The organism is Psychrobacter aquimaris (assembly GCF_016107525.1).
Classification (GTDB): domain Bacteria; phylum Pseudomonadota; class Gammaproteobacteria; order Pseudomonadales; family Moraxellaceae; genus Psychrobacter; species Psychrobacter aquimaris.
In genome coordinates this window covers 43825-55935 of record NZ_JABASR010000016.1, presented here as the reverse complement: position 1 = coordinate 55935, position 12111 = coordinate 43825, and the positions used below count along the sequence as shown (strand labels likewise).

Genomic DNA, 12111 nt, shown 5'->3' with positions numbered 1-12111 from the left:
CGATTAAGAGCGAAATAAACGGCTGTATTGCCTTTCGTGCTGACAAGACAGTATCGCTAAATTTGGTAGGTTAGCGGACATATGTAGCTGTTGATAAAGTAGATTCAGCTTTACGTTAGCCTCTAAAGGCATATCTTGAACTTGCAAAAATCTTTGCTTGACGTTGGCAACCAATGCCTGTATTTGCTGACTTAATAACTGTTGTAGCTGCCAAATAATGCGCTGTCCTGCCATTTGCCCAAGCGGTACGGTCTTGACCGCAGCCAACACCATATTTTCTATTTGACCAAAAGCGTAGGTGGTCATGGCTTGTACGGGCTTAAGCTGCCAGTGCGAGCTGATATGGGCAAAGAGTGGCAAAAATCCATGGGCAAGTAAGCTGTCAGGCACGTCGAGCTTAAGGACATCACCAAGCCAAGCTGATAAAGAAAGAGCCAATTGGCTTGACTCATAGACAAACTCTTTGCTTTCACGGCTGGCATGGTAATCTGCACCTAAAGCGTCAGCAAGTGCAACGTCATCAACCATAAGTGCCTCTATCATCAGCGCCAGTAGCGGTAGCTCATACCGACATAATGCCAGCTCCAGATAGTCACTCATAAACGCTAAACTACTGCTTTCATTATGAATGAGCCCTGACTCAATAGCGGGTTCTATGCCTTGCGAGTAGGTATAACTGCCAATAGGTAGGTTACTTGAAGCCAGCATTAACAGACGTCCAGTTACCTCTGTATTATGCAGATCATTTATACCTTGTGCGGTACGGGTAGTCTGCTGTGAGTGTGTGGCGTGATTAGTCATGAGTATGCTCATGATTATGATTACGGCTATGGCTGTGAGCGTCAGAGTGATTATGCTGATGGTTATCGCTATGTTCATGACTGTGACTGTGACTGTGACTGTGACTGTGACTGTGATCACGATTGTGGCTATGAGAGTGAGAATGTCCGCCGTGTTCACCTTTATAGGCACCAGTCTCTGGCTCAAATGGCGCTTGTACGGCTTGGGTATGTAGGCCAAGTTGATGTAACATCGCTTCTAAAACATGGTCAGGCTCAAAGTATAGGGCCTTAGGTGTAATCATTAATGGCACATGACGATTACCTAAATGGTAAGCGCCTTTCATAAGGTCAAAACCATTATCAGCAGTCACTTCGATTAAGGCTTGATTAGCGGCCATAATCTGTATCAAGTTGCCTTGATGGTCTGCCAGTACACTGCCATTCTTAATAGTTTCCGTACGTGGCAAATCAACACCAATGGTTTCTTGGTGCTGTGTTTCTGCTTTAAAACGGCTACGCTGACGGGTGTCAAAATCTAAATATAAAAAGTTTTCTGCCTGTTTTTGCCTATCAATAATCGCTTGTTGTTCAGCGCTTAGGGTTGATTGGTCAAGACGTTGCGTATAAATGTTCATAATTATGTTTATAGTCCGTTAAAATAGATGATTAACTGCTGATTGGGGGTTATCAGCACAACAATAAAAAGCAGCTAGAATAAAAAGTAGCGCTGTGCCATCGGTAGATGTTCGGCAGGCTCACAGGTTAACAGCTCACCATCGGCATATACTTCATAGGTCTCAGGATTGACCTCCATATTAGGGCAGTAGCTGTTAAATTTCATGTCTTGTTTGCGTACTTGGCGGATGTTATGTACTGCTTTAATGACTTTTTCTAACTCCAAGTGTTTATCAACGCCTTTGTCTATCGCAGCGCTTGACATAAAAGTCATGCAAGTCTGTGCCACTGTTTTGGGGAAGCTGCCAAACATGCTGCGATAATGCACAGGCTGCGGGGTAGCGATGGAAGCATTGAGGTCGCCCATGGGCGCTGCCGCAATCAAGCCACCTTTAATGATAAGGTCGGGCTTTACCCCAAAAAATGCCGGCGACCATAAAATTAAATCTGCCCATTTCCCTATTTCAACTGACCCCACTTCATCACTAATGCCATGCGTGATGGCAGGATTGATGGTGTATTTTGCGAGGTAGCGTTTGATACGAAAATTGTCATTGCCGCTATCAGAGTCAGTAGGGCTTAACATGATATGCGCTAAGGATTGCTCAGTTTTAGCAGATTGATCAGGAGCCAAGTGACCACGTTGTGCTTTCATCTTATCAGCCGTTTGCCACGTACGAATAATGACTTCTCCCACGCGTCCCATCGCCTGCGAATCACTACTCATCATGGAGATAGCGCCCATATCTTGTAAAATATCTTCAGCGGCAATGGTCTCTTTACGAATACGGCTTTCTGCAAAAGCAACATCCTCAGCAATGGCTGGGCTTAGATGGTGACAAACCATGAGCATGTCGAGATGCTCGTCAATGGTATTAATAGTGAAAGGGCGCGTTGGGTTGGTTGATGAGGGTAAGACGTTGGTTTCGGCAATAGCTTTTAAGATATCTGGTGCATGACCACCACCAGCGCCTTCGGTATGGAAGGTGTGAATACAGCGGTCTTTAAAGGCACCTAGAGTGCTATCTAAATAACCGCTCTCATTTAACGTATCAGTATGAATAGCAACTTGCACATCATATTCTTCAGCCACGCTAAGGCAATTATCAATAGCTTTGGGCGTAGAGCCCCAGTCTTCATGAAGCTTAAGCCCGATAGCACCCGCTTCGATTTGCTCAACAATTGGCGCTGGTAAACTAACATTGCCTTTACCCAAGAATCCGATATTCATCGGAATAGCATCAGTGGCTTTTAGCATGCTGTGAATATGATAAGCACCAGGAGTACAAGTAGTGGCAAGAGTACCTTCAGCAGGCCCCGTGCCACCGCCTAACATCGTGGTTACACCAGACATCAATGCCGTTTCACATTGCTGCGGTGCAATGAAGTGAATATGACTATCGATACCGCCAGCAGTTAAGATTTTGCCTTCTCCTGCGATAATTTCGGTAGCCGCACCAATAGGTAACGTCACGTTAGGCTGAATATCAGGGTTGCCAGCTTTACCGATGCCACTGATACGACCATCTTTGATAGCGACATCTGCCTTATAGATACCGCTGTAGTCCACAATTAAAGCATTGGTAATAATAGTATCGGCAACTTGGTCACCCAGTAGCTGTGATTGACCCATGCCATCGCGGATAACCTTGCCACCACCAAATTTAACCTCTTCACCAATGCTGATGCTATCAGTATCAGTACGTTGGTCACTATGATTGGTCAAATCATATTCAACCTCAAGCCATAAATCCGTATCTGCCAAGCGTACTTTATCCCCTGTGGTAGGGCCAAAATGCTCGGCATAGATACGTCTGTCAATGCGTTTTTGGGAAGTGCCATTGGTCGCTTTGACAACAGCTGGTCCCATAACTTTTCCCGTAAAACCATAGATGTGTTGTTTACCAGCGATGGCAACCAGCTCAACTTCGCGCGCTTGTCCTGGTTCAAAGCGTACAGCAGTACCCGATAGAATGTTTAGTCGGTATCCAATTGTTAAATCTCGATCAAAGCTGAGTGCCGCGTTTACTTCAAAGAAGTGATAGTGAGAGCCGATTTGAATAGGGCGGTCACCTGTATTTATTACCGTTATGGTTTGAATGTATCGACCAGCATTCAAAGCCATATCGCCTGCTTTAATATTATATTCGCCTGCTTTTATCGTCATTTTTATTATCCTTAATCATCTTATCGCATTAGCTACAATTTAATTTCAAAGCATTTTTCGTTTGATACCGTTTTATTAGGGCGTGTCCTCATTTTAAAAATGGTGATAAAAATGAGATAAATTGCCGTCAAACAAGGAAAGTAGCGCAAATAATATCGAGATATTGATAAGCTATTTGACGATGTTTGGCAAAATTTAGCCATTTTTAGCCCATTTAGAAAGTAATCGATTGAATTGAGGACACGCCCTAGTAGGTTATATCGTTCCTTAGTGTGACTCATTACTAGCGCAGAGATATCGCCATAGTAGACAGCGACTTACACAAGCAAGCTATACGATGGGATTATGCACCGTGACAAGCTTAGTGCCATCAGGAAAAGTCGCTTCAACTTGTACATCGCCTATCATCTCTGCAATACCTTCCATGACTTCATCGGCAGAGAGATAGGTGGCTCCCTCGCTCATTAGTTGCGCTACGGTTTTGCCATCACGCGCGCCTTCCATCAGTAACATGCTGATGTAAGCGATAGACTCAGGATAATTAAGCTTGACGCCACGATTTTTGCGACGTTCCGCTACCATGCCCGCCGTAAATAGCAAGAGCTTGTCTTTTTCTGTGGGATTTAATTGCATAAAGTCTCCTTAATAATTATGGTTCTTTGAAAGTTATTAACCGTTTTTAATCTTTATAAAGTAAATATGATAAGTAGAGTCATTCTGGCTTGATTCAGCATTGTTCAAGAATGAGAGCATGCAGGAGTGCATAATATTAGGTATCCCAAATCCTTGGTCGATGAGGCTCAAGCGCATACCATGTAGACCTTATAAGCTCGCGGACTTGGTAAAAAGCTTCAAAGCAGGCACGCACATCTGCCCCTAGATAACGGCAATTGATACCTTGAAAATTGTGGGTACAATAAATAGGTAATGACTGTGTATCAATGAGACTGCGTATCTCGGTAATAGTGGCATCTAAATACTGACCAAGCTTGAGCGGATTATTCTGTAGTTCTAATGCAATGACCTCTGTGCTAGGTATTGCCCAAAAAGAGCCATGAACATGTTGATTATTCAGTCCTAATGGTGAGGTGAACCAGCGGGTATTTGCTTGCTGAGAGGTGCATTCACTGACTAATAAATTGCAATCGCGCCATATCTCCAAGCGGTTGGCATAATGACCATTAGCAAAAGTCTCTTGATGCGCTTGACGTCCAAACACCGCAATATCCCAAGTCAACAAACTTGCCGTCTTAGCTAAATAAAAGCGATTATTGGCATTAGAGTCGGAATAATCGTAATAAATGCTTTCTTGAGGTAGCCATTCAAGAACAGCGTGATCATCGAGGCGGGCGTCGATAGATTGTTCTGCGCTGACGGCATTGTTGAAAGTATTGTCGATAATATGTGAGCCAGAGTTATTGTCGAGAGGATGGTCGGAGTTGTTGCTAGTTGTCGCTTGAGTGCCCTCGGTAGGTTTTGATAAATCGTTGGGTTTAGAGAATCGTAATGACTGCCGTTGCCCATACCATTTGCCAGCTCCAGGGGTAGTAATCACCGCATGGCTATTAGATTTTAGGTTAAATTCCAATGTTAAGCGGTCATCATCGGCAATGCCAGCAGGAGGATACAACACATAAATATGGCAAATCGCTGCTTGACTATCAGGCTCAGGATAAAGCGCACGCTGCACCATTAATGCACCAGTATGGGCGCGATGATACAGTCGAGTTTTTGCAGTATTAGAGGCGCAGTCGAAATGAAGCTGTAGTGAGGATTGCCAAGTCAAAATATAATATCCTTGAAGCTATGCAGTATATTGTCAAACCCTAAATCCAATTATGACCACTAATAAAAATATAAGGTATATTATTTTCTCAAAATTTTGTTCAATACGCAGAACCTAGTGGCTGCTAACTAGATTGCCACCAATTCTTGAATATTGTTTTCTGCCATGTCACATCCAGCCCCTTGGGCAACCACTTGTCCTCTAGAAAGCACGGTATAGTTATCAGCAAGCTCTTCAGCAAACTCATAAAACTGCTCGACTAAAACGATTGCCATATCGCCTTTATTAGCAAGACTCCGAATGACTCTACCGATGTCTTTAATGATTGACGGTTGAATACCTTCAGTAGGCTCATCAAGTACTAGCACGCGAGGCTCTGAAGCAAGTGCACGAGCAATAGCGAGTTGCTGCTGCTGACCGCCTGATAGATCACCACCGCGGCGATGTTTCATTTCATCCAGCACTGGAAATACATCATATAAGTGTTTAGGTACTTTACTCGCTTTACGTTGAGAGAATTTTGCCATTCCAATGAGGATGTTTTCTTCAACGGTCAAAGTGGAAAAGATATCACGTCCTTGCGGCACATAAGCCAGTCCTGCGCGCACACGCTGCTCAGGCGTCATCTTACTAATATCCTTACCGTCTAATAAAATTTCACCGGATCTTATTGGTAGGATGCCCATCAAGCATTTAAGCAAGGTGGTTTTACCGACGCCATTACGACCCAGTACGACGCTACATTCTCCTACTGGTGCGGCTAGGGTGACATCACGTAAGATGTGACTGCCGCCGTAATATTGATTTATAGCATTAATTTCTAACATATAACTACCCTTATTTTTTAGGTCTATTTCTAAGCACTACTATCGACTATCGACCCAAGTAAGTTTCAATAACGGCTTCATTGTTCTGTACGTCAGCTAACGTCCCTTCAGCCAAAATAGCACCATTTGCTAAGACCGTTACTTTTTCACTTATGGCGTCAATGAAAGTCATGTCATGTTCAACCACGATTAAGGTGTGATTCTTTTTAAGGCGCAGACATAACTCAGCGGTATGTTCAGTTTCGGCATCTGTCATGCCTGCTACTGGCTCGTCAAGTAAAATAAGTTTTGGTCTCTGCATCAGTAACATCCCAATTTCTAACCACTGTTTTTGACCATGAGATAACAGTCCAGCTGGCTTGTTGATCATATCTTTTAAGCGTATTTGAGCTAATGTTGAGTCAAGCGTATCTTTGATTTCAGCATCAATTTTGGTAAACCAGCTTTTTGACACCCGTTTGTCTTTTGGCGCCGCCAGCATTAAGTTGTCGAGCACGGTAAATTTCTCAAATACGGTAGGTTTTTGAAACTTACGACCAATGCCTGCTTCGGCTATTTCTTCGGTAGATAGTTTTGCTAAATTATGTACTTGACCAAAAAATGCGCTACCTTTTGTCGGCCGCGTTTTACCAGTGATAACATCCATTAACGTCGTCTTACCTGCGCCATTAGGACCGATGATGCAGCGTAGCTCGCCCGCCTCAATATATAACGATAAATCATTGAGTGCCCGAAACGAGTCAAACCACACACTAACGTCTTCCAAATAAAGCGCAATCCCATGTCTCATATCTGGACCTGATTTAGAAACAGGTTGAGCGAAGCCGCCACTATCTCCATAATCTTCAGCCAAAGTAGTGACTGGTTGGGTAGGCGTGGTTTCTGCAATCGTTATGTTGTTTGCATTTTCAAGATTTTCCATTGGCTTATTAATACTAGGATTATTTACATTTTTAATAAGTCCATCGTTAGCAGTCTTTTGGAAAGTAGTATTATTAGATATTATTGACATTATTCTTTTTCCTTCTTAAGACGATCAAGTACACCAATGATGCCGTTAGGTAAAAATAAAGTAACCACCACAAATAATCCGCCCAGAATAAGCAACCAAAACTCCGGATAGGCGACGGTAAAATACGTTTTAATCACATTAATTGTACCAGCGCCTACAATGGCACCGATTAATGAACCTCTGCCTCCAGCAGCCACCCATACTGCCATCTCGATAGAGTTGACGGGGTTCATCTCGCCTGGATTAATGATGCCAACTTGCGGTACATATAGCGCACCAGCGATACCAGCTATTATTGCAGACAATACCCAAGCTGAAAGCTTGTACCAAAGCGTGCGATAGCCTAGATATTGCAAGCGATTTTCACTATCACGGATGGCACCGAGCACACGCCCATAAGGCTGGCTCATAAGATAGCGTAGCCCAAGATATGACAGTAGCAGCGCCAAAGCGGTCGTAAAGCACAGCACAGCCCTCGTTGAAGAGGCAGTGATGTCATAACCTAATAGCGTCGTAAAACCTGTGAAGCCATTGTTACCACCAAAGCCTGTTTCGTTACGGAAGAATAATAAGGCTGCTGCGTAGGTCATGGCCTGAGTAATAATCGAAAAATAAACCCCTTTGATTTTTGAGCGAAAGGCAAAGAAACCAAATATAAAAGCGACCAGACCTGGAACTAGTACCACTAGAGCCATGGCCCACCAGAAATGTTGAGTGCCTGCCCAATACCATGGCAATTCGGTCCAACTTAAGAAACGCATAAAGTCTGGCAAGCCCGTGCCAGCAGTTTCTCGCGTCAAGTACATACCAAAGGCATAACCTCCTAGCGCAAAATAAAGACCATGACCTAAGCTTAAGATACCGGCATAGCCCCAGACCAAGTCTAAAGCCAGTGCTACCATGGCAAGTGCCATTATTTTACCAATCAAAGTTATCCAGTAAGCAGACAGGTGCAAACTAGAGGTTTCAGGTAGTAGATGGAGCCAAGGCAATATCAGCAGCACCAAAAAACACAGACCAATCAAAATGGAATTACGTGGGGAATCAGATAATAATTGAGCGAAACGCATGAGGTTCTCCTTAGTCTACAAAACGGCCTTTGAGGGCGAATAAACCTTGTGGACGTTTCTGAATAAACAAAATCACAAGAACCAGTAATACAATCTTAGCCATCACAGCACCAATGCCAATCTCAAGCACAGTGCCACTGATACCAAGACCTAAGGATGCCAATACCGCGCCCCATACTTGCCCAACACCGCCAACCACGACGACTAAGAACGCATCAATAATATAAGTCTGGCCTAAGTCAGGTCCGACGTTGCCCACTTGCGCTAAAGCACAACCAGCGAGACCAGCGAGACCTGAGCCAAGTCCAAAAGCCAACATATCGATACGGGCAGATGAAATACCAACCGCACGGGCCATTTGCCGATTTTGAGTCACGGCGCGTACAAACAACCCGAAGCGAGTCTTGTTAAGTAAGTACACCAATAGCATAAGAATGATGATAGTAAAGCCGATAATAGCGATACGGTTGAAGGGGAGTACAAGGCTTGAGGACACTTGATAGGCCCCGCTCAACCAGTCGACATTGCTGACTTCGACATTTTGCGCGCCAAATATCATCCGAACCAACTGCATAAGAATCAGACTGACACCGAAGGTTGCTAGTAAGGTTTCAAGCTCACGACCGTAAAGGGGGCGAATAACGATCCGTTCGATAACCATGCCAATAATGGCACTAACTAAAAAAGCAACAGGTATAGCGGCAACAAGATACCACCCTGTCATACTGGGAAAATAAGCTTGAAACAGATTTTGCACTACATAAGTAGAGTAAGCGCCAATCATAATCAGCTCGCCGTGAGCCATATTGATGACACCAAGCAGCCCAAAGGTAATGGCAAGCCCTAAAGCGGCGAGAAGTAAGACACTCGCAGTGCTAAGACCGGTGAAAAGATGACCGATCCAAGTACTGATGGTAATGCGCTGCTCAATACTATCTTCAGCGTCTAATAACGCAGATTTGAGTACAGGATCGATATCGTCTGCCGCCAATGCCTTTTTAACATCCACTAAGACTTGTGGGCTATCGCTATTGGCAAGCACGGTAAGCGCGGCAATTTGTTTGGCGACGTCGCCATCTCTAAAATCAATCCTCGCTTGCAAGGTATTTAACGCCGTTTTGACGTCGACGTCTTCCTCATTAGTGGCAGCAGCGCTTATAAGTGCTGGATCTAGCTGTTCGATATTGTCCGCTAAGATAGCAACTGCCTGCATACGTTGCGTAGGATCGTTTGACGCAAGCTTAACCTTAGCTTGTCCAAATACTAAGGCTGAGCGTAGTGCATTGGTCAAAGTTACTTGTGCCAAGTCGCTGGGCCACTCTGTGGTCAGCTGCTTAGCAGGGTAAGTAAATAACTCATCTTCGCTGTTAAGTAGGTAAGTTTGTCCGCCATTGCCTTGGTATAACTCATCATTTTTTATCAGCTCAACCAAAGTATCTAAACTCTCAACTGACCCGGGCCACTGATTGAGCATGGTTTGGCGCTTAGTGAAGTCTGCAGCAACGAACTGTTCGATAGCATCCCCTTTATTTATCGTAAGATGAGCTGGCGTGGTTAAAGACTTCTCGTTTTGAGCAAGTAAGGTCTCATTACTTGCAGCATTAGATGTCGCTGCCACAGTGTTGGAAGATATTGTATCTTCAGCGTAGGCAGGTGATGCGATAGCGATGAAAAGTGCTAAAGATAGTAGGGCGATGATAAAAGTCTTATAAGAGTAATTGGCTTGCGCGTCACTTTTAGAATAGGAATAATAACGTGACATGATGGCTCCTTTTTTACAGTCAACACGCCTCTAACCTCTACTGAACATTGTTTTTATCAGTAGAGAAGCTAAAGGGATGCTGGTATTGATACCACTAAGGGACTAGAGTTTAAGTGACCATAAACTTATTTAGGGATGTACTGACTCCATGGCTCAGCCCGAATGGCTTTTGGCGTTTTGCTGATCACATCGAACTGCCCATCGGTACGAATTTGACCGATCATGACAGGCTTCCATAAGTGATGGTTTTCTTCATCCATTTTCAATGTATACCCTGATGGCGCGTCAAAAGTCTGACCTCCCATACTAATACGCACTTTATCGACATTAGTAGTACCAGCTTTTTCGACTGCTTGTTTCCACATATTGATACCCACGTATGTGGCTTCCATAGGATCGTTCGTCACGACCTTGTCAGCATTGGGTAGCTTATGATCCAGCGCGTATTTTTTATACTTTTTGGTGAAGTCGCTGTTGACAGGATTTTTAACTGACATAAAGTAGTTCCATGACGCTAAATGCCCTTGCAATAAGCTGGTATCGATACCGCGAAGCTCTTCTTCTCCTACTGAGAATGCCATGACTGGAATATCAGAGGCTTTGATGCCTTGGTTGGCAAGCTCACGATAGAAGGGTACGTTTGAGTCCCCATTAATGGTAGAGATAACCGCCGTTTTCTTACCCGTCGAGAAGCTTTTAATGTTGCCAACGATGGTCTGATAGTTGCTAAAACCGAAAGGTGTATATTCTTCCATGATGTCTGTTTCAGCGACCCCTTTAGATTTTAAGAAAGCACGCAGTATCTGGTTAGTAGTTCGAGGATAGACATAGTCTGTCCCAAGTAAGACAAAGCGTTCTGCACTACCGCCCTCTGGACTCATTAAATATTCAACGGCAGGAATGGCTTGTTGGTTAGGTGCAGCACCAGTGTAGAAAATGTTTTCTGATTGCTCTTGACCTTCGTACTGCACAGGGTAGAACATTAAACCATTTAGTTCTTCAACGACAGGCAGCACGGACTTACGTGACACAGATGTCCAACCACCAAATATCACATCGACTTTATCTTGGGTTAGCAATTGACGCGCTTTTTCAGCGAATAACGGCCAATCAGAGGCGGGATCTACGACGATTGGCTCTAGCTGCTTACCTAACACGCCGCCATTGGCGTTAATTTCATCAATGGTCATGAGCGCCGTATCTTTTAAGGACGTCTCAGAGATGGCCATCGTTCCAGATAAAGAGTGCAAGATACCTACTTTGATGGTGTCACCGTCTGCCGCTGGGGTAGCAGTCGTCTCAGAGGTTTCCGTTTTTGTGGCGGTAGAATTGGTTTCTGCACTAGTTTCCGCAGGTTTTTGACAACCTATAAGACTTAAGCTGCCGACAACAGCTACTGCTAGTAGAGACAAACGTGATGTCAATTTTGAGTCGATACGATAGTTTGTATTGATAGGAGTAGCAGTGATAAGCGTTGGCAATAAAGACATATATTTCTCCAGAAAGATAAAGTAGCAGCCTGGTAGGCCGAGTGAACGAACCATTCCTAACTATTATTAATACTTCAATATCTATGCCAATATGAAATACAAAATAAATGCACCAATATCGGTCTTTATCAGGAGTTATGGTGATTTTTTGCACCATAATTGGTTTCTATGATTTTCTATGCACCATAAGCGTCTATTTTAGAGAACTAAAGTTGTGCATAAAAAATGACTAAATTGAAAGCGATATGCTATTAAGTTTAAAAAGTGTGAATGGATTTATTGAGATTGTTCTCATTTTAAAAATGGTGAGAAACATGAGATAAATTGCTTACCCTCATCAAGCTCAACCTGATAAGTAGCAAACTTTACCTCTTTATCATCCAAGCAGTGACCAGTCATGAAACCAAAGCGCTGCTTATAAATAGAAGCGGCGTTAAAGTTGTAATGCAAACAGCTAACGGCACAACTATCCTATTGACGGGGTATGGAGACAGCAAAAAGTGCTGACATGACATGACAGACGCCGTGGAACGATAATGA

The 12111-nt window shown here is 43.8% G+C and carries 10 protein-coding genes; all 10 read right to left on the bottom strand.

Translation table 11 applies throughout. From position 1 onward, the window contains the following. Positions 1–3: 3 nt before the first annotated feature. On the bottom strand, positions 4–708 hold the full coding sequence (locus JFC10_RS13065) for an urease accessory protein UreF (RefSeq protein WP_406947339.1): 705 nt from the start codon (positions 706–708) through the stop codon (positions 4–6). A gap of 85 nt (positions 709–793) precedes the next feature. Beyond that, a complete protein-coding gene (ureE, locus tag JFC10_RS13060) occupies positions 794–1417 on the bottom strand; it encodes an urease accessory protein UreE (RefSeq protein WP_198333267.1) in 624 nt (207 codons plus the stop codon). Positions 1418–1491: 74 nt separating this feature from the next. Further along, positions 1492–3624: an urease subunit alpha gene (gene ureC / locus JFC10_RS13055; RefSeq protein ID WP_198333265.1), complete on the bottom strand. Its 2133-nt coding sequence runs from the start codon at positions 3622–3624 to the stop codon at positions 1492–1494. A gap of 330 nt (positions 3625–3954) precedes the next feature. Next, entirely contained in the window at positions 3955–4257 is a 303-nt protein-coding gene (ureA, locus tag JFC10_RS13050; RefSeq protein ID WP_193012726.1) for an urease subunit gamma, read from the bottom strand. Between the two features lie 136 nt (positions 4258–4393). Then, positions 4394–5410 carry an urease accessory protein UreD gene (locus JFC10_RS13045; RefSeq protein ID WP_198333264.1) on the bottom strand — a complete coding sequence of 339 codons (1017 nt, stop codon included), beginning with the start codon at positions 5408–5410 and terminating at the stop codon, positions 4394–4396. 128 nt (positions 5411–5538) lie between these two features. Continuing rightward, positions 5539–6237, bottom strand: a complete 699-nt coding sequence (gene urtE / locus JFC10_RS13040; protein WP_198333261.1) for an urea ABC transporter ATP-binding subunit UrtE — start codon at positions 6235–6237, stop codon at positions 5539–5541. Between the two features lie 46 nt (positions 6238–6283). Further along, positions 6284–7249 carry an urea ABC transporter ATP-binding protein UrtD gene (gene urtD / locus JFC10_RS13035; protein ID WP_406947337.1) on the bottom strand — a complete coding sequence of 322 codons (966 nt, stop codon included), beginning with the start codon at positions 7247–7249 and terminating at the stop codon, positions 6284–6286. Continuing rightward, the gene (urtC, locus tag JFC10_RS13030) at positions 7249–8319 is read right to left on the bottom strand and encodes an urea ABC transporter permease subunit UrtC (protein ID WP_198333260.1); all 1071 of its coding nucleotides are present in this window, start codon (positions 8317–8319) and stop codon (positions 7249–7251) included. Before urtC ends, urtD begins: the two co-directional genes overlap by 1 nt. A 10-nt stretch (positions 8320–8329) precedes the next feature. Further along, positions 8330–10081, bottom strand: a complete 1752-nt coding sequence (urtB, locus tag JFC10_RS13025; protein ID WP_198333258.1) for an urea ABC transporter permease subunit UrtB — start codon at positions 10079–10081, stop codon at positions 8330–8332. 125 nt (positions 10082–10206) lie between these two features. Beyond that, on the bottom strand, positions 10207–11517 hold the full coding sequence (urtA, locus tag JFC10_RS13020) for an urea ABC transporter substrate-binding protein (RefSeq protein WP_198333310.1): 1311 nt from the start codon (positions 11515–11517) through the stop codon (positions 10207–10209). Positions 11518–12111: the final 594 nt, after the last annotated feature.

Excerpts from the sequence above, each read along its gene's own strand:
- urtE (WP_198333261.1), bottom strand. The coding sequence starts at position 6,237 with ATGTTAGAAATTAATGCTATAAATCAATATTACGGCGGCAGTCACATC.
- urtB (WP_198333258.1), bottom strand. The coding sequence starts at position 10,081 with ATGTCACGTTATTATTCCTATTCTAAAAGTGACGCGCAAGCCAATTAC.
- urtD (WP_406947337.1), bottom strand. The coding sequence starts at position 7,249 with ATGTCAATAATATCTAATAATACTACTTTCCAAAAGACTGCTAACGAT.
- ureA (WP_193012726.1), bottom strand. The coding sequence starts at position 4,257 with ATGCAATTAAATCCCACAGAAAAAGACAAGCTCTTGCTATTTACGGCG.
- JFC10_RS13065 (WP_406947339.1), bottom strand. The coding sequence starts at position 708 with ATGCTGGCTTCAAGTAACCTACCTATTGGCAGTTATACCTACTCGCAA.
- ureC (WP_198333265.1), bottom strand. The coding sequence starts at position 3,624 with ATGACGATAAAAGCAGGCGAATATAATATTAAAGCAGGCGATATGGCT.
- urtC (WP_198333260.1), bottom strand. The coding sequence starts at position 8,319 with ATGCGTTTCGCTCAATTATTATCTGATTCCCCACGTAATTCCATTTTG.
- ureE (WP_198333267.1), bottom strand. The coding sequence starts at position 1,417 with ATGAACATTTATACGCAACGTCTTGACCAATCAACCCTAAGCGCTGAA.